The sequence below is a fragment of the Plantactinospora alkalitolerans genome, from assembly GCF_015690345.1.
Lineage (GTDB): Bacteria > Actinomycetota > Actinomycetes > Mycobacteriales > Micromonosporaceae > Plantactinospora > Plantactinospora alkalitolerans.
Window position 1 is genome coordinate 1 of sequence record NZ_JADPUN010000105.1, and the last position, 17,914, is coordinate 17,914.

The 17,914-nt window shown below is 72.2% G+C and carries 15 protein-coding genes and 2 pseudogenes; 7 read left to right on the top strand and 10 right to left on the bottom strand.

The features are described 5' to 3' along the window. From I0C86_RS09045 to I0C86_RS09055, 3 genes and pseudogenes are all read left to right on the top strand, one after another. A partial coding sequence (locus I0C86_RS09045) for a LiaF domain-containing protein (protein ID WP_230393834.1) occupies positions 1-751 on the top strand: 751 nt, incomplete at its 5' end. Beyond that, positions 748-931 (top strand): annotated as a pseudogene (locus I0C86_RS09050) (hypothetical protein); the annotation flags it as partial. The gene I0C86_RS09045 and the pseudogene I0C86_RS09050, both read left to right, overlap by 4 nt. A gap of 537 nt (positions 932-1,468) precedes the next feature. Then, entirely contained in the window at positions 1,469-2,722 is a 1,254-nt protein-coding gene (locus I0C86_RS09055; protein WP_196200770.1) for a phosphatidylserine decarboxylase, read from the top strand. A gap of 158 nt (positions 2,723-2,880) precedes the next feature. On the opposite strand, the gene I0C86_RS09060 is transcribed toward I0C86_RS09055, so the two are convergent. The 3 genes from I0C86_RS09060 to I0C86_RS09070 all read right to left on the bottom strand — a co-directional run bounded on the left by I0C86_RS09060 (position 2,881) and on the right by I0C86_RS09070 (position 6,150). Next, positions 2,881-3,885, bottom strand: coding sequence for a CDP-alcohol phosphatidyltransferase family protein (locus I0C86_RS09060; RefSeq protein ID WP_407676284.1), 1,005 nt, complete (start codon positions 3,883-3,885; stop codon positions 2,881-2,883). Positions 3,886-4,177: 292 nt separating this feature from the next. After that, positions 4,178-5,122 (bottom strand): NUDIX hydrolase, encoded by a 945-nt coding sequence (locus I0C86_RS09065; protein WP_196200780.1) that lies wholly within the window; start codon positions 5,120-5,122, stop codon positions 4,178-4,180. A gap of 80 nt (positions 5,123-5,202) precedes the next feature. Next, positions 5,203-6,150 (bottom strand): NUDIX domain-containing protein, encoded by a 948-nt coding sequence (locus tag I0C86_RS09070; protein ID WP_196200771.1) that lies wholly within the window; start codon positions 6,148-6,150, stop codon positions 5,203-5,205. A gap of 220 nt (positions 6,151-6,370) precedes the next feature. Here I0C86_RS09070 and I0C86_RS43100 point away from each other — a divergent pair. Further along, positions 6,371-6,670 (top strand): annotated as a pseudogene (locus I0C86_RS43100) (PspC domain-containing protein); the annotation flags it as partial. 161 nt (positions 6,671-6,831) lie between these two features. On the opposite strand, the gene guaA reads toward I0C86_RS43100, so the two are convergent. Together guaA and I0C86_RS09085 are read right to left on the bottom strand one after the other, a co-directional pair. After that, positions 6,832-8,385: a glutamine-hydrolyzing GMP synthase gene (gene guaA, locus I0C86_RS09080; RefSeq protein WP_196200772.1), complete on the bottom strand. Its 1,554-nt coding sequence runs from the start codon at positions 8,383-8,385 to the stop codon at positions 6,832-6,834. A gap of 95 nt (positions 8,386-8,480) precedes the next feature. Continuing rightward, the gene (locus I0C86_RS09085; RefSeq protein ID WP_196200773.1) at positions 8,481-10,211 is read right to left on the bottom strand and encodes an FAD-dependent oxidoreductase; all 1,731 of its coding nucleotides are present in this window, start codon (positions 10,209-10,211) and stop codon (positions 8,481-8,483) included. Positions 10,212-10,374: 163 nt separating this feature from the next. On the opposite strand from I0C86_RS09085, the gene I0C86_RS09090 reads away from it, so the two are divergent. Continuing rightward, entirely contained in the window at positions 10,375-11,505 is a 1,131-nt protein-coding gene (locus tag I0C86_RS09090) for an LCP family protein (protein WP_196200774.1), read from the top strand. Next, the gene (locus I0C86_RS09095) at positions 11,502-11,924 is read left to right on the top strand and encodes a hypothetical protein (protein ID WP_196200775.1); all 423 of its coding nucleotides are present in this window, start codon (positions 11,502-11,504) and stop codon (positions 11,922-11,924) included. Before I0C86_RS09090 ends, I0C86_RS09095 begins: the two co-directional genes overlap by 4 nt. A gap of 6 nt (positions 11,925-11,930) precedes the next feature. Here I0C86_RS09095 and I0C86_RS45710 read toward each other — a convergent pair whose 3' ends face one another. Genes I0C86_RS45710 through guaB form a run of 4 tightly spaced genes read right to left on the bottom strand, consistent with a single transcriptional unit; the run spans position 11,931 to position 16,672 of the window. Continuing rightward, positions 11,931-12,452: a pyridoxamine 5'-phosphate oxidase family protein gene (locus I0C86_RS45710; protein ID WP_230393836.1), complete on the bottom strand. Its 522-nt coding sequence runs from the start codon at positions 12,450-12,452 to the stop codon at positions 11,931-11,933. Between the two features lie 45 nt (positions 12,453-12,497). Further along, on the bottom strand, positions 12,498-13,919 hold the full coding sequence (locus I0C86_RS09110) for a M1 family metallopeptidase (RefSeq protein ID WP_196200782.1): 1,422 nt from the start codon (positions 13,917-13,919) through the stop codon (positions 12,498-12,500). A 23-nt stretch (positions 13,920-13,942) separates the two neighbouring features. Further along, complete coding sequence (locus I0C86_RS09115; RefSeq protein WP_196200776.1) at positions 13,943-15,061, bottom strand: GuaB3 family IMP dehydrogenase-related protein; 1,119 nt, start codon at positions 15,059-15,061, stop codon at positions 13,943-13,945. 48 nt (positions 15,062-15,109) lie between these two features. Then, positions 15,110-16,672, bottom strand: a complete 1,563-nt coding sequence (guaB, locus tag I0C86_RS09120) for an IMP dehydrogenase (protein WP_407676285.1) — start codon at positions 16,670-16,672, stop codon at positions 15,110-15,112. A 239-nt stretch (positions 16,673-16,911) separates the two neighbouring features. On the opposite strand from guaB, the gene I0C86_RS09125 reads away from it, so the two are divergent. Next, positions 16,912-17,343: a DUF5319 domain-containing protein gene (locus I0C86_RS09125; protein ID WP_196200778.1), complete on the top strand. Its 432-nt coding sequence runs from the start codon at positions 16,912-16,914 to the stop codon at positions 17,341-17,343. Between the two features lie 46 nt (positions 17,344-17,389). Here I0C86_RS09125 and I0C86_RS43110 read toward each other — a convergent pair. Then, on the bottom strand, positions 17,390-17,914 hold a 525-nt coding region (locus I0C86_RS43110), incomplete at its 5' end, for a response regulator transcription factor (protein WP_230393838.1).

The window sequence follows — 17,914 nt, forward strand, 5'->3', positions numbered from 1 at the left end:
CTCCGCTCCCCCGCTGGGCGTACCGCCGGCTCCCGCCGGGTACCGCCCGCCGTTCGCGCCGCACGGCCCGTACGCCACCGCTGGCAGCCGGCCCGCGCCCGCACCCGCACCGGGCCGCAAGAAGAAGCAGCCGAAACGGCCCCGCGAGCGGTCCTCGCTGGGCGCGGCGACCTTCTCCATGATCTTCGTGGCGATCGGTATCGTCGCCATCCTGGACCTGACCGACCTGGTCCGGGTGATGCCGTCCACCTACTTCGCCGCCGCTCTGGTGACCATCGCCCTCGGGCTGCTGGTCGGCGCGTGGTTCGGCCGGGCCCGCTGGCTCATCGCCCTCGGGCTGGTCGCGGCGTGCGCCCTGGCCATCTCGACGGTCGCCGAGTCCTACACGACGATCCGCAGCGAGGAGGACGTGGTCTGGGCCCCGGCCAGTTATGAGGTGATGGCCGACACCTACGAGACCAGGTTGGGCAACGCCACCCTGGACCTCACCCGGGTGGATTTCGCCGGCCAGGACGCCAAGGTGCACGTGGAGGTCAATCTCGGCGAGGTGAAGGTGATCCTGCCGCCGAACGTCGACGTGACAGTGCTACTCGACGTGAACGCGGGCGACGCGGACGTCCTGGGCCACCGGTACGGCCACTTCCCCGGTTCGCAGCGGGACGTGACCGACTACGGCGAGGACGGGGCCGGCGGTGGCCGGCTGCTGCTCTCCCTGCAGGTCAACGCGGCATCCGCGGAGGTGACACGATGAAGGCGCACCGTACTGACGGGGTGTCCCTGACATTCGCCCTGATCTTCCTCGCCGTCGTGGCCTGGTGGCTGCTCGCGCAGCTCAGCCGGCTCGCGCTGCCGGCGGTCGGGTGGCTGATCGCCTCGACTCTGATCGCGATCGGCGCGCTGGGGCTGGTCGGTGCCCTACGTGCCAACCGGTCCGGGCGGCGGCAGGCGACCCAGCCGGACGCCACGACGGCCACGGAGGCCTCCGACCCGTCGACCACGCCGGACGCCGACTTCTCGAGGTCCGACGCCGAGATCTCGAGGTCCGACGCCGAGATCTCAAGGTCCGACGCCGAGATCTCAAGGTCGGACGCCGACTTCTCGAGGTCCGACGCCGACATCTCGGCACTCGACGCCGACGTCGTCCGCGCCGGACCGGTCGACGGGCCCACCAGGGACGACGCGCCCACCAGGGAATTCGACCGGCCCGGTGTCGACGAGCCGACCGTGGGCCTGTCCCGCCGGCCCACCACCGACGAACCCGACCGGGGTGACGAGGGGCGTCCGTGATCGATGCGGCTCGGTCGAGCGGTGCCTAAACTGGCCGGCGGAGGTTTCCACCTCCGCCGGCCGATTCTCCGCAGACGGCCGGAAACCGCCCCGCCGCGCAGCCCGCGTCACCATCGGCACCGCGTAGCCTGCGTCGGTATCGGTAGCCGTCCGTCCTGACCCCACGAGGAGCCCGCCCGACATGACCCAGTCCCCCGCCGTACGCAGCACCGGCTCCGGCCGTCCGGTCCGCGTCGGCGAGCGCGCCGCCCGCGTCCTCACCACCGAGATGTCCCGGCACCACGGTCCGAAGACCACCCTGCTGGTCGGGGCCGTCGCCGACTCCCCCGTGCTGGGCGCCTCGATCGACGCGCTGGTGCCCGGCGACACGCTCACCGTGGTACCGGCGGACGCGCTCGCCGCGCACCAGCTCCGGGACCACGTCGCGGCCCTGGGACAGTGGATCTCCAAACGGGTACGCGTCGTCGACTCGCTGGCCGAGGCGGACGCGGCGGACGTGGTGGTCGCCGCGGAGCCGCTCGCCGGTACCGCCGAGGAGACCCGGACCGGCCTGGACACGCTGGCCACGTACCTGACCAAGGGTGGCGTGCTGAGCGTCGGGGTGCCCGCACTGCCCGGCCGGGCGCCGGGTGCGGTCGGCGAGCTCGAACGGCAGAGTGCGCTGTTCGGGGTCGGCACCGACCTCGTCCTGGTCAACCAGCCACCGGTCCGGGTGCACCGGCTGCGCTACACCTCCGCCGAGGTCGCGGTGGCGGCCCGGCTGGCTCCCGCCCATCGCACGTCGAGCGTGCCGCTGACCAGGGGCATGCACATCGACTCGAACGGGGTCGCCGCGGCCGGCATCGCCCTGGGACTCGCCGCGTTCACCCGACTCGCCCGGCCGAAGTCCCGGCTCTGGCTGCTGCCCGCCCTGGCGGCCGGCCCGGTGGCCGCGTTCTTCCGGGATCCGGAGCGGGACATCCCGACGGACGAGTCCGCGGTCGTCGCCGCCGCCGACGGCCAGGTGCTCTCGGTACAGCGGCTCCGCGACGAGCGCTTCGGTGACGGTGAGTTCCTCCGGATCGCCGTCTTCCTCTCGGTGCTGGACGTGCACGTCAACCGGTCGCCGGTGGCCGGAAAGGTGGTCGACTACTTCGTCGCCGACGGTGGCTTCGCCGCCGCGATGAAACCGGACGCGGAGCACAACGTGGCCGCGTACACCGTGCTCGACACCGAACGCGGGACCGTGGTGGTCGCCCAGCGCACCGGCCTGATCGCCCGGCGGATCGTGCAGCGGGCGCCCGTCGGCGCACTGCTGGCCCGGGGCGAGCGTTTCGGCCTGATCCGGTTCGGCTCCCGTACCGACGTCTACCTGCCCGCCGACGCCGCCGAACCGCTGGTCGGTCCGGGCGAACGGGTCGTCGGCGGAGCATCGGTCATCGCCCGCTGGCGCTGACCCGGGGGCACCGGCTCGGCGCCCGCGCCGGGCCGGAACCGTCCGTCGCCCACCGGCTCGGGCCGGTGGGCGACGGTACGGCGGACGGATCAGGCGGTACGTCAGACAGCGCTGCGTCGGACAGTGCGTCAGGCGGCGGTGCGTCGGACAGTGGTGCGTCAGGCGGTACGGCGCTGGCGCAGCCAGAGCAGGGGCCCGCTGGCCAGGTAGCCCACCACCAGGAGGGCGAAGGTGAGCCGGGGCTCGATCAGGGCGCCGATCACCGGTGCCAACCACACCCATGGCGGCAGCTTGATCAGCCGGGCCAGCTTGGCGTACGGGAAGCTGGAGACCATGGCGAAGGCGAGCAGCCCGACGCCGGCGACCTGGAGCGCGCCGGAGACCGGCAGACCGATCAACACCGCCAGGGCGAGCACCGCTGCGGCCATGGTGGTGGGGACGCCGCAGAAGAACCGGCCGTCCTTCGGCGACACGTTGAACCGGGCGAGCCGGATCGCCGCGCAGGCGGCGACGAGGGCGCAGGCGACCCCGGCGGCGGCGGTCGAGACCGAGCCCACCAGCGAGGCGTAGACCACGACCGGGGCGGCCAGTCCGAACGAACACATGTCGGCCAGCGAGTCCATCTGGGCGCCGAACGGACTGGCCACGCCCATCCGGCGGGCCAGCGCCCCGTCGAGCCCGTCAAAGACCACGCAGGCGATCAGGCAGTACGCCGCGACGCGCACGTCACCGTGCATGGCCTGGAAGATCGCGAGCAGCCCCAGGGTCAGGCTGGCGAGGGTGCAGGCGTTCACCAGTGCGAACTTGATCCGGCGGGCCATGGTCCGTTCGCCGGGCAGCAGCGGGATGGCCATCGCCGAGCCCGCGGCGTCGACCGCGTCGGACGGGCCGATCGCCGGGCTGACGGGAACGACGGATTCGATCTCCGCTGCGGTCAGCCGGCCCACGCCGTACGCGTCGATCGGACCGGAGTCGTCGTGGTAGTAGCGGTCGGACAGGTTCAGGGCACTGGTGCCGTCCAGCAACTGCTCCCGGCGTCCGACCCGGACCAGCAACACCTGGCGGGCGAACGTGCCACTGCGGCGCAACCGACCCGCCCAGCGGCGCCCTGCCGGGCGCGGACTGTCCGACGTACGACGCCGACGCCATGGGGCTCTCGGCACGTTTCCTCCATCAACGGATCAACTTGTCCGCCACCGTGGCGGCCCGGCCCGGCACCATCGAACGCCGGAACTGCTTGGCCGGCAACCAATTGCGGCCTACACCATCGCACAGACGCAGGGGATTCGCGATAGCTGTCTGGGGGGTATTTCCCCCAAACCGCGCGAGGCACCCAGACCTCCCTATCCAGGACGCTACCCCCGGCCAGCGGCGGCATCGGCCCCCGGTAACTCTATCCGAACCAGTCACAACGACCGATTCGGCCAAGATCCTCGACTTCCCCGGAGACGATCTTCAGGGCGCCAGCAGGGACAACGCGGCATCCACCACCTCGGTACGCGGCAGCACCGCCACCTCGGCCGGCGGGAACCAGCCGGCGCTCGCGGTGGACCCTCCCGCCGCCTCCGTCACCTTCGCCTCGGTGGGCGCGTCGACCAGGACCCGGTAGATCGCCCGTACCCCGTGCCAGTCCAGCGCGCGGCCCTCCGGCCCGAACTCCGAGGTGTTGTGCCGGTGCGACACGTGCAGCAGCGCGGTGACCCGGCCGAGTTGGCCGGTCTCCTCCACCAGCTCCCGCAGCAGCGCGCTGACCGGCTGCTCACCGTGGTCGGTGCCGCCGCCGGGCAGGTGCCATCGGCCGGCGCCGGGAAAGCCGTCCGCGATCCGTGCGAGCAGGATCCGGCCGGCGGGATCGGTGGCCAGCCCGTACGCCGCGAAGCGCTGGCGGCGGTCGATCGACGCCAACCGGACCGGCGTCCCGACCTGCGGCACCCGGACGCCCTCCGGCAGCGGGTCCACGGGTCGACCGAGCAGCTCGGCGGTGAACGGCATCAGGGCGAGCCCGGCCAGTTCCCCGGGACCGACCCAGGCGACGGCGTCGGTTCCGCCGTCCGGATCGGCGTGCGGCGGCCGACCCTCGGGATCCGGGCCCGAAATTCCGCTCGGCGCCACGACGTCGTAGACGATCCGGTCGGTGTGCTCCGCCACCGGACCGTCGACGCCGGCCAGCCGGACCACGTCGGCGAGCACCGCGCGGAGTCCGGTCACCTCGACGGTCAGGCCGGTCTCCTCGGCGAACTCCCGCCGCACCGCCGCCGCCGGATCCTCACCGTGCTCGACCCCACCGCCGGGCACCTGCCAGAGCCCGGGAAACGCGGAGTTCCCGGACCCCCGGGCGAGCAGCACCCGATCTCCGTCCCGACACAGCCCGTACGCCCCGATCCGCCGCCGCCGATCCACCGCCGCCCCCTCCCTGCGCGCCATATCGATCATGCCGGCCGGGACGAGCCGGAGCGCGGGCGGGTCGGGAAATCGCGGCGTCAGCCCAGCCGGGCCGCCTGGACGGCCTCGGCGGTCACCTCGGTCAGGCGCTCGGCGGGCAGCGCGTCCAACTCGTCCCGGCCGAACCACCGGGCCTCGGAGGTGGAACCGCCGACGTCACTGACGGTCGGCGTGGCCGGTGAGTCGACCACCACCCGGTAGAAGGCGCGTACGCCGTGCCAGTCGATCGGATAGCCCTCCGGACCGAGCGAGGCCGCGTCGCGGTGGCTCGCCACCCCGATCAGCTCCACCAGGCGGCCACGCTGGCCGGTCTCCTCGACCAGCTCCCGGATGAGCGCCGCGCCCGGCTGCTCGCCGTAGTCGGTACCGCCGCCGGGCAGATGCCAGCAGCCCGCCCCCGGATACCCGTCGGCGACCCGGGTCAACAGCACCCGGCCGTCCGGATCGGTGGCCACCGCGTACGCCGCGAAGCGCTGGGCCCGGTGCAGCCCGTCCGGGCCGGGCACCGCGTGGAAGGACGGGAACTCCGGTGCCTCGTCCGGGCGCAGGTCGATCGGCCCACTCGGCAGCCCCAGGGCACGCGCCGTGAACGGACGCAGGAGGAGCTTCGTCGCCTCCTCGACGCTGTGCCACCGGGCCAGGTCGGTCGGCTGGCCGACCCGGTCGCAGAGCGTCCCACCCCGCACGGAGACCTGGTAGAGCAGCCGGTCGGTGTGGATCGTGACCCCTCGGTGCGGCAACGATCTCATGTCCGCGAGGACGTCCCGGAGGCCGACGACAGAGACGGAGAGGCCGGTCTCGGCGGCCGTCTCGCGTACCACCGTGTGGTTGGGGTCCTCACCGTGGTCGATGGCGCCGCCGGGCAGCGACCACACACCGGGCGTTCCGGACCGGGCCGAGGCGCGGACCAGGAGCACCCGATCAGTTGGATCGGTGCAAATCGCGTAAGCGGCGATCCTGCGAATCGGTTCCAGCGCGGGGGTCACAGGACCAAATTCTCCCTTGATCACTGGACCCGACCACGAAAAGAGTCGGATTCCTGACAGTTGTCCCCCGCCGGTGCGGATTGCCGGGCTGGCCTGACCCTCCGCACGGATGTACCGACGCCACCTCGGGGCGACGGTCGGCACCGGTCAGGGGGCGCTCAGGGTCGGTATCCGGGCGGTCACCGAGGTCGCCGGCGGCGAATGGACGGACCGTGGAGACATGACACAGATCCCGCTCCACCAGCCGCTCCACCAGCCCCCGTACAAGCAGCTCCGCCGACCCACCACGGACCGGATGATCGCCGGGGTGGCCAGCGGACTCGGCCGCTACTTCAACGTCGATCCGACCCTGGTCCGGGTGGTCTTCGCCGGAGTCGCGGTGCTCACCGGCGGACTCGGCCTGCTCGCGTACCCGGTCATGTGGTTCCTGATGCCGGAGGAGCCGGCCAACGCTCCGGCCTGGCCGCACCCGGGGCCGACCACCGGTCCGGTCTGGCCGCCGGCCTGGCCGGGCAGCGGAGCCCGCGGCGCCGCTGACGCGACCGCCGGGCCCACCGCCGGCATGCCGCACCCGGGTACGCCGTCCGACATCCCACCGGTCCCGCCGACCAACGCGCCGTCGGTCCCGCCGACCGGCCCACCGCCGGTGATCCCGCCTACCAGCGCGCCGTGAGGGTCAGGTCACTCCCACTCGATGGTGCCCGGGGGCTTGCTCGTGACGTCGAGCACCACCCGGTTCACCTCGGCCACCTCGTTGGTGATCCGGGTGGAGATCCGGGCGATCAGGTCGTAGGGCAGTCGGGACCAGTCGGCCGTCATGGCGTCGGCGCTCGACACCGGCCGGAGCACCACCGGGTGTCCGTAACTGCGCCCGTCACCCTGCACGCCCACGCTGCGTACGTCGGCGAGCAGCACCACCGGGAACTGCCAGACGTCCCGGTCGAGGCCGGAGGCGGTAAGTTCCTCCCGGGCGATCAGGTCGGCCGCCCGGAGCAGGTCGAGGCGCTCCCGGTCCACCGCCCCGATGATCCGGATCGCGAGCCCCGGGCCGGGGAACGGGTGCCGCCAGACCATCTCCTCGGGCAGGCCCAGGGCCAGGCCGAGCTGGCGCACCTCGTCCTTGAAGAGCGTGCGCAGCGGCTCGACCAGCGAGAACTTCAGGTCCTCGGGCAGGCCGCCGACGTTGTGATGTGACTTGATGTTGGCGGTTCCGGTGCCGCCCCCGGACTCGACCACGTCGGGGTACAGGGTGCCCTGCACCAGGAACTCGACGTCCCCGCTGGCGGCCACCTCCCGGGCCGCCGCCTCGAAGACCCGGATGAACTCGCGGCCGATGATCTTGCGCTTCTGCTCCGGATCGGTCACCCCGGCCAGCGCGCCGAGGAACCGGTCGGCCGCGTCGACCACCTTGAGCTTGATCCCGGTGGCCGCGACGTAGTCCTTCTCCACCTGCTCGGCCTCGCCGGCCCGGAGCAGGCCGTGGTCGACGAAGACACAGGTGAGCTGGTCGCCGACGGCCCGGTGGACCAGCGCGGCGGCCACCGCCGAGTCGACGCCGCCGGAGAGGCCGCAGATGACCTCCTTGTCGCCGACCCGGGCCCGGATTTCGGCGACCTGGTCGGAAATGATGTTCTCCGGCGTCCAGGTCGGCTCGATCCCGGCGACCTCGTAGAGGAAACGCTCCAGCATCCGCTGGCCGTGCTCGGTGTGCCCCACCTCGGGATGGAACTGGGTACCGACCCGACGGCCCGCGAGGTCCTCGAAGGCGGCGACCGGCGCCCCGGGCGACTCGGCGGTCACCGTGAACCCGCTGGGCGCCTCCGTCACACAGTCACCGTGGCTCATCCAGACGGACAACTCGGCGGGAAGGTCGCGGAGCAGGACGGTCGCGTCGGGACGGGTACGCAGGGTGGTGCCGCCGTACTCCCGGCCGCCGGTGTGCGCCACCGTGCCGCCCAGGGCCCGGGCCATCGCCTGGAAGCCGTAACAGATGCCGAGGACCGGCACGCCCGCGTCGAACAGCTTCGGGTCGACCTGCGGGGCGCCGGGCGCGTAGACGCTGGCCGGGCCGCCGGACAGGATGATCGCGGCCGGATCCTTCGCCAGCATCTCGGCCACCGGCATCGAGTGCGGGACGATCTCCGAGTAGGCCCGGGCCTCCCGCACCCGGCGGGCGATGAGCTGGGCGTACTGGGCTCCGAAGTCCACCACCAGGACCGGGCGCGGCGTGTTCATGTGTACGAAGCCTACCCATCGGCCGGAACTCAGCCGAATGCAGGCGTTAAGAAGGGGCCCTTCCTATACAGAAAGCGATAAGAAGGGGCCCTTCCTTAGAGTGGGGGGCGGGGGTCCGGGTCGCCCCGGTTCGGCCAGTACGACATGGCCCGCTCCGCCTGGGCCGCAATGGTCAGCGAGGGGTTCACCCCGAGGTTGGCCGAGATCGCCGCCCCGTCCACCACATGCAGTCCCGGATGCCCGAAGACCCGGTGGTACGCGTCGATCACCCCGTCGTCGGGTGTGGCCCCGATCACCGCGCCGCCGATGAGGTGGGCCGTCACCGGCATGTTGAAGGGTTCGGTCACCGAGCCGCCCGGCAGTCCGCCGATCTGGTCGGCGAGCAGCCGGACCGCCCGGTTGCCGGCCGGGATCCACGTCGGGTTGTCCGCTCCGTGCCCCGGACCGGTGGCCAGCCGGCGCCAGCCGAACCGGGTCCGGGGGTAGTGCACGGTCAGCGAGTTGTCCAGCGACTGCATGACCAGCGCGATCACGGTGCGCCGGGACCAGTCCCGGACCGACAGCAGGCGCGCGTAGGTCAGCGGACGCCGGGCCAGGATGCCCAGCCAGCGCCGGACCCGGTGCGGCCCGCCGTCGACAAGCGCCGACTGGAGCAGCCCCATGAGGTTGGCGCCGCGCCCGTACCGGACCGGTTCGATGTGGGTCTCCGGATCGGGATGGAACGAGCTGGTGATCGCCACCCCGTCGGTGTAGTCGACGCCGTCGCGCCGGGCCGCCGACAGCGGCACGGAGGCGCCGAGGATCGCCTCGGAGTTGGTCCGGGTGAGCGCGCCGAGCCGGGGCGAGAGGTGGGGCAGCGCCCCGGTGGCCCGCATCCGGTGCAGCAGCCGCTGGGTCTGGAGCGCGCCGGCCGCCAGGACCACCTGCCCGGCGCGGATCCGCTGCCGGTGCCGCCGTGGCCAGGCGCCGGTGCGTACCGTCTCGACCTCGTAGCCGGTGCCGGACGGCGCGGGCCGGATCGACGTCGCTGTGGTCAGCGGGCGGATCTCGACGCCCAGCCGTTCGGCCAGCCAGAGATAGTTCTTGACCAGGCTGTTCTTTGCCCCGTAACGGCAGCCGGTCATGCATGCGCCGCAGTGCAGGCAGCCGGTGCGTTCGGGCCCGGCACCACCGAAGTACGGGTCGGCGACCCGCTCTCCCGGCCGGCCGAGGTACACCCCGACCGGGGTGGCGTGGAAGGTGTGCCCGACCCCCATCTCGTCGGCCACCGCCCGCATCGCCCGGTCCGCCGGGGTCTGTCGCGGGTACGTCGTCACCCCGAGCATCCGCTTCGCCTCGTCGTAGTGCGGGGCGAGTTCGGCGCGCCAGTCGGCGATGTCCCGCCACTGTGGATCGGCGTAGAACGCGGGCAGCGGCTCGTAGAGGGTGTTCGCGTAGACCAGGGAGCCGCCGCCGACGCCCGCTCCGGAGAGCACCAGGACCCTCGCCGGCACCCTGCCGCCCGCCGGCGACCCGGCCCGGGCCCGGCGGCGGTGGCCGGTTCCGTTCCGCCGTCCCGCCGAGCGGAGCAGGGTGATCCGTTGGATTCCGTAGCAGCCGAACGCCGGTGCCCAGAGGAAGCGGCGGATCCGCCACGACGTCTTCGGCAGCTCGTGGTCGGCGAACCGCCGCCCCGCCTCCAGCACGCCTACCGAATAACCCTTCTCGGCGAGCCGCAGCGCCGCGACGCTGCCCCCGAAGCCGGACCCGATGACGACCACGTCGAAGTCGAAGTCGGGGTCCGATCCGGCGGGCGGCTCCGGGTCGCGACCGGCGCTGTGCCTCATGCCGGCCATCATTACCGACCGGTAGCTATCGCGCCAGGGTCGGATTACGCCATCATTCCTGCTGCCGTGACGCTCCGCCGGTGCAACGTCGGCGCCACGCTGATACGTCTTGACTTAGGGCGGTCCTGGCAGACCGAACGGGCGCGAAGGGGAAGTGGGACGCGTGACAGACAGCGGGGAAACGGGAAGACCACACCGTCGGCGGATCGGCCTGCTCGCCGCGATCGTCGCGGTCGCGGTACTGCTGGGCGGCACGGCGTACGCCGCCAACCGGTTCTGGGGTACCGGCGGCGGAGGTGATCCGGCGGCCAGGTCGACCGAACCGCCCGCGCCGTCCGCCACCACTCCGGCCCCGAGTCCGACGCCGGAACCCGGTGCCGACATCACCGGCCCGCTCAACCTGCTGCTGGTCGGCGTCGACACCCGGATCAGCAAGCCGGGCTGGGAGCCGCACTCCGACGCGGTGCTGATCCTGCACGTCACGAAGGAACTGGACCGGGCCTACCTGTTCGCGCTCCCCCGCGACCTGGTGGTCGACATCCCGAAGTTCCCGAAGGCGAAATTCCCCGGCGAGCGCACCAAGCTGACCCACGCGATGAGCTACGGCAGCCGGGTACCCGGCAAGAACAAGCGCCCGAGCACCTCCCAGGGCTTCGAACTGCTCTCCGCCACGGTCAGCAGGTACACCGGGATCAAGAAGTTCGACGCGGGCGCGGTGCTCACCTTCGGCGGCTTCGACAACCTGGTCGACGCGCTCGGCGGAGTGGACCTGTACGTCGACCAGAAGGTGGTCTCGCAGCACCGGCGGCCGGACGGCAAGTTCCGGACGCTGCGGGGTGGTGGCTACACCGGGCCGCAGATGACCTACGAGAAGGGCCGGCGGAAGCTGACCGGGTGGCAGGCGCTGGACTACGCCCGGCAGCGCTACACCAGCGGCGGCGCGTACACCCGGCAGCGGCACCACCAGCAACTGATCAAGGCCATCATGCAGAAGGTCCTCAGCCAGGACCTGGCCCGGGACCAGGCCAAGCTGGAGCAGGTGGTCCGGTCCCTGGGCGACGCGCTGACCTTCCAGGGCCGGGGTCGCGACATCATCGAGTTCGGGTACGCCCTCAGCCGGCTCCGGCCGGAGGCGATGACCCTGGTCGCGCTGCCCGGCTCCGGGGTGGGCCGGGGCGGCAGCTATCGGGGTGAGCAACTCACCTCGGTGGGCAAGAAGTTCATCTCCGAACTGCGCGCCGGCCGGGCGGAGGCGTACCTCAAGGCCAACCCGAAACTCGTGATCAAGAGTTGACGGAGCCGCCCGAGCCGCCCGAGCCGGCGGTGGACGGCCGGCGGGAACAGGTCACCGACCGGCTCTGGCGCTGGGACCGGGACGTGCCGCTGCGCTGGCTGCTGGTCGACGAGCACGCCGACGACCCGGGCCTCGTCCTCGGAGTCTGTGCGGAGATCGACGGCCTGTTCGTCGATCTCACGCCGCCACCGGAGCCGGAGCGGTACACGCTGCTCGGCTGTGAGCCGGCGGGGCGCCTGCGGGCCGCGCTGGACCGGATCGACACCGACGGGGCGTGGCTGGGCAATCTCGTGCTCGATCCGATCCGTCCCGCCGACGAGGACGACGGCTTCTTGCTGGAGCACCTGCTCGACGTGGTACTGCTCGGCCACCGACCGTCGGACCTGGCGCCAGGGCTCGTCGACATCGACCTGCGCTGAACCGCGTTACGCCGCCAAGCCCACCACTCTGTTCGGCGGTGATGCCTGGGAGTCATCATGATGACTCCCAGGCATCACCGCCGAACAGGAACTACCTCGGCTGCCCCGCGTACGTTCCGCGCTGCGGCACGGTGTAGACGAGACCGCGTTCACGCAGCAACGCGACCGCTCGGCGGGCGGTACCGCGAGTGACACCGAACTCCTGGACGAACCCGACACCTCGTCGCGATCAACCGGGGTCACTGGCCTGGGCAAAGGCCGTGAGTGGGCCGGCCAGTAGTGCCCGAAGTCCGGATGCTCGGCGGTGAGGATCCGGGCCCGGCCGAAGAGTTGCGCGCCCCTACTGCTGGCCTGGCCGACCAGCGGAGCGAAGACGCCGATCGAGACCCGGGGATCGGCGGCGATGTTGCGCACCTTCGGCGACGCCGCCGACGCGGTGAACAGGATCGCGAAGCCGAGGTGGAAGTAGCGGACCGGAGTGGCCAGTGGGCCGTCCGGGCCAGCCAGCCAGGGGTTCGTCACGGGCATGGTCCGTCCTCGCAGTCCTGGTCAGCGCCGCGGGCTGCGCGCCGGTCAGGGGATGGCCGGCGGCGTCGAGCCGGAGAGCCAGGCGTCGAAGAGCGGGCGCAACGACCGTCCGGAGATCCGTTCGGCGTGACTGACCAGGTCGGCCGTGCTCGCGTTGCCGTTGCGCTTCTCCTCGGTCCAGCTCTTCAGGATCCGGAAGAACGTGTCGTCGCCGACCGCCCGCCGAAGCGCGTGCACGGTGAGCGCACCGCGCTTGTAGACCGCCCGGGAGAAGATCTCCGCCCGGCCCGGATCCAACGCCGGCGCGGCCCAGTCGGTGGCCGCGTACTCCCGCTCGAAGGTCGCCTGCACCGACCGGCCACCCTCGTGCTCCTCCCAGAGCCACTCCGCGTAGCTGGCGAACCCCTCGTTGAGCCAGAGGTCGCGCCAGCTTCGGATCGAGACGCTGTCACCGAACCACTGGTGCGCCAACTCGTGGGCGACGACGGTCAGGTTGGGGCCGGTGGTGAAGAAGGCCGGCCCGTACACCGGACGGGACTGGGTCTCCAGGGCGTACCCGATCCGGCTGTCGGCGACCGCGATGCCGCCGTACGAATCGAACGGGTACGGCCCGAACCGGGTGGCCAGGAAGTCGGCGATCTCGCCGGTGCGGGCCAGCGACCTCTCGGCCGGACCGCCCGGTGGCAGGGTCGACGCGATCGCGGTGACCAGGGGCTTGCCCTCGTGCACACCGGCCCGCACCCGGTACCGGCCGATCACCAGCGTGGTCAGGTAACTGGCCATCGGGGACCGCTCGGCCCAGCGCCAGGTGGTCCAGCCGGCCGATGTCGTGGTGCCGCCGGAGACCCCGTTGCTCAACGCGGCCAGACCGTCCGGAACGGTCACCTCGATCTCGTACGTCGCCTTGTCCAGCGGATGGTCGTTGACCGGGTACCAGGTGCTCGCCGACTCGGGCTGGCCGAGCGCGATCGCACCGTCGCCGGTGGCGAGCAGGCCACCGCTGCCGAGGTCCGGGCTGGTGATCGGGGTCGGCTTGCCCGCGTAGTCGATCCGGACCTGGAACCGCCTGCCCTGGGACAGGCCGGCGGCCGGGGTGATCATCAACTCGTCGCCGTCCCGGGCGTGCCGGACCACGGCGCCGTCGATCCGTACCCGGGAGACGGTCAGGCCGGCCAGGTCGAGGTTGAACCGGGACAGGTTCTCGGTCGCGGTGGCCTCGATGGTGGCGTCGCCGGTCAGTTCGTCGGTCGCCGGGTCGTACCGCACCTGGAGGCGGTAGCTCGCGACGTCGTAGCCGCCGTTGCCGTAGTTCGGGAAGTAGGCGTCGCCCACGCCCGCCGCGCCGGGCCGGAACCCCTCGGGGTCCCGGTCCCGGTCCCGGCGGTCGCCGGTGCAGCCGCCGGCCGACACCGCCAGCAGCGCCGCCACCAGCGCGCCGGCCAGCGCCGCACGTCCTGTCCTGATCATCATCCGCTTTCCGGATCGGCGGCTCACCGGTCGAGAACGAGCCCGACCTTCTGAAACTCCTTCAGGTCCCGGTAACCGCACTTCGCCATCGCCCGGCGCAGCCCGCCGAAGAGGTTGAGCTGCCCCTCCGGGTCGTCCGCCGGCCCGTACAGGAGCTGCTCCATCGAGCCGAGTTCCTCGTTGGCCACCCCGTACGCCCCGCGCGGCAGGTTCGGGTGGCTGGCGGCGGGATGCCACCACGCGCCCCCGGCCGGCGCCTCGGCGCAGAGCGACAACGGCTCGCCGAGCATCACCGCGTCGGCGCCGCAGCCCAGCGCCTTGGCGATGTCGCCGGACGTCTGCAGGTCGCCGTCGGCGATCAGGTGCACGTACCGGCCACCGGTCTCGTCGAGGTAGTCGCGGCGGGCCGCGGCGGCGTCGGCGATCGCGGTCGCCATCGGCACCCGGATCCCGAGCACGGACTCGGTGGTCGACCACTCGTCGCCGCCGAGCCCCACGATCACCCCGGCGGCCCCGGTCCGCATCAGGTGCAGCGCGGTCTTGTAGTCGGTGCAGCCACCGGCGACGACCGGCAGGTCGAGGTCGGCGATGAACTCCTTGAGATTGAGCGGCTCGTCGGTGGTGGAGACGTGCTCGGCGGAGACGATCGTGCCCTGGATCACCAGGATGTCGACGCCCGCGTCGAGGATCACCGGGGCCAGCGTCAGCGTGTGCTGCGGGGAGACCCGGACGGCGACCGTGCCACCGCCCTCGCGCATCTGCCGGACCCGCTCGGCGATCAGCTCCGGCCGGATCGGCTCGGCGTAGACCTCCTGGAGCCGGCGGGTGGCGGCGGTCCCCTCGTCCAGCCGGGACAGCTCCTCCAGGATCTTGGCCGGGTCCTCGTAACGGGTCCACAGGCCCTCGACGTTCAGCACCCCGAGACCGCCGAGCCGGCCCAGGGTGACCGCCGACTCCGGGCTCATGGTGGCGTCCGAGGGGTGCCCGACGCAGGGGATCCGGAACGGGTACGCGTCGAGCTGCCACGCCGTGGAGACGTCGTCGACGTCCCGGGTACGCCGGCTCGGCACGATCGCGATGTCGTCCAGGTGGTAGCCGCGCTGTGCGGTCTTGCCCAGCCCGATCTCGACCACGTCACGCATGGGTCACTCCAGAGTAGAAGGGGGGTTGGCGGGAGGAGGCGGTGACCGTCAGCGGGTGTGGTAGTTCGGTGCCTCGACCGTCATCTGGATGTCGTGCGGGTGGCTCTCCTTCAACCCGGCCGCCGTGATCCGGATGAGCTGGCCACGGCGGTGCAGCTCCGGCACGGTCTCGGCGCCGACGTATCCCATTGCCAGCCGCAGTCCACCGATGAGCTGGTGGGCCACCCGGGCCAGCGGGCCACGGTAAGGTACCTGGCCCTCGACGCCCTCGGGAACCAGCTTCTCCTCGTTGGTGACGTCGTCCTGGAAGTACCGGTCCTTGGAGTACGAGCGGGCCTGGCCACGGGACTGCATCGCGCCGAGCGAGCCCATCCCCCGGTACGCCTTGTACTGCTTGCCGTTGATGAACAGCAGCTCTCCGGGGCTCTCCTCGGAACCCGCCAGCAGGCTGCCGAGCATCACCGTGTCGGCGCCGGCGACCAGCGCCTTGGCGATGTCGCCCGAGTACTGGATGCCACCGTCGGCGATCACCGGCACGCCGGTGGGACGGCAGGCGCGGGCCGCTTCCATGATCGCGGTGATCTGCGGTACGCCGACCCCGGCGACGATCCGGGTGGTGCAGATCGCACCGGGCCCGACGCCGACCTTGACCGCGTCGGCACCGGCCTCCACCAGTGCCCGCGCCCCGGCGTACGTCGCCACGTTGCCGCCGATGACGTCGACCGTGGTGTCCTTCTTGAGCCGGCCGACCATGTCGAGCACGGCCCGCTGGTGCCCGTGCGCGGTGTCCACGATCAGCACGTCCACCCCCGCCTCGACGAGGGCGCGGGCCCGCTTGTAGCCGTCCTCGCCGACGCCCACCGCGGCGGCGACCCGCAACCGGCCGGCGTCGTCCTTGGTGGCGTCCGGGTACTGCTCGCTCTTGGCGAAGTCCTTGACCGTGATCAGGCCCCGCAGCCGGCCGCCCGGATCGACGATCGGCAGCTTCTCCACCTTGTGCCGGCGGAGCAGCCCGATCGCCTCCTCCTTGCTGACCCCGACCTGCGCGGTGATCAACGGCATCGGCGTCATGATCTGGCGTACCGGGGTGGCCCCGTCGGTGACGAACCGCATGTCCCGGTTGGTCACGATGCCCACCAGCGTGCCCTCGGCGTCGGTGACCGGCACGCCGGAGATCCGGTAGCGCCCGCAGAGCGCGTCCACGTCCCGCAGGGTGTCGTCTGGGCCACAGGTGATGGGGTTGGTGACCATGCCGGCCTCGGAGCGCTTGACCAGGTCGACGTGGAGCGCCTGGTCCTCGATCGAGAGGTTCCGGTGCAGCACCCCGATGCCGCCCTGCCGGGCCATCGCGATGGCCATCCGGGCCTCGGTCACGGTGTCCATCGGGCTGGAGACCAGCGGAATGGAGAGGTTGACGTTCCGGCTCAGCCGGGTGATGGTGTTCACCCGGCTCGGGATGATCTCGGACTCACCGGGTTGCAGCAGCACGTCGTCGAAGGTCAACCCGAGCGGCACCACCCGGGCCGACCCGGCCGGCAGTTCGGGCAGATGCCCGGCGAGCTGGTCCGTCTCGGCGCCCAGCGGTAGGTCGTTGGTGGGTCGGTTCTCCACGATGTGTCCCCTGCTGCTGAAGTTGTCGTCGGTCGGCATCCCTGGCCGACGAAGGCGTCGGCACGAAGCTGGTTGGACGGGCTGGGCCGCACCCTGGGCGGGTCAACGGCTCGCCTCCGCCGCGGCGCGATGGTTCATCGTACCCAGTGCACCGGCCCCACGCCTGCGGGCGCGGGGGGACGGCGGTCCAGGCCACAACGGGTGACCACGACGGCCGGTGTTGGGACTACGGTGGAGGGGTGCACGAGGAGCCGATCGACCCGTTCAACGGAGACCCCGCCGATCCCTCCGCCGGCCTTGACGACCCGGGCGAGGAGGCCGAACTCGACCCGCTCAGCGAGGTCGAGCGACAGGACGTGCTGGAAGACCTTGCTGACCTGGAAATCTACCAGGCGCTACTCGGCCCGGTCGGGGTACGCGGCCTCGTCATCGAGTGTGAGGACTGCCGCGAACCACACTATTTCGACTGGGACCTGCTCCGGGGCAACCTGCGGCACCTGCTCAACTCCGGGCGGCCCCGGGTGCACGAGCCGGCGTACGACCCCGACCCCGACCACTACGTCACCTGGGAGTACGCCCGGGGCTACGCCGACGGGGTGCACGACACCCTGACCGAGTCCGCCGACGAGGACGAGGGTGAGCGGGAGGGCGGCAGCACCGCCGACCGCTGATCCGGGCCGTACCCCCCGCCGCCGTTGCCGGCGGTGGCCGGCATGGTCAGGCGACCAGTCCGGCCCGGAAGCCCGCCGCCACGGCGTGCGCCCGGTCCCGGGCCCCGAGCTTGCGGAACAACCGGCGGGCGTGGGTCTTCACGGTGTCCTCGGAGACGAAGAGTTCCCGCCCGATCTCCGCGTTGCTCTTGCCGTCGGCCATCCCGACCAGCACCTGCATCTCGCGCTCGGTCAGCACCGGACGGCGGGCCGGTACGGCGCGTCCGGGCTCGGACCGTTTCCCGGCCGGCCGAGGATCACCACCCGGCACCTCAGGCCCGGTGCCGCCGGAGGTCGCCGGGCCGGCGGTCCCGCGTGCCGTCGGCGCCTGCCCCGGTCCGTCCGCGGGGCCGGAGCCGCCGGGAGTTCCCGGGTCGGTCGAGGTGTCCGGGTCGTCGCCGCGTTGCGCCGGCACGACCGCCGGTCCGGCCGGCTGGTCGCTGGCCGTACTCCCGGCGACGCCGCGCGATCCCGGGTCGTCCGGTCGGCGGGTACCCGGGGACACCTCCGCCGACGACGGTCGGCCTCCGGT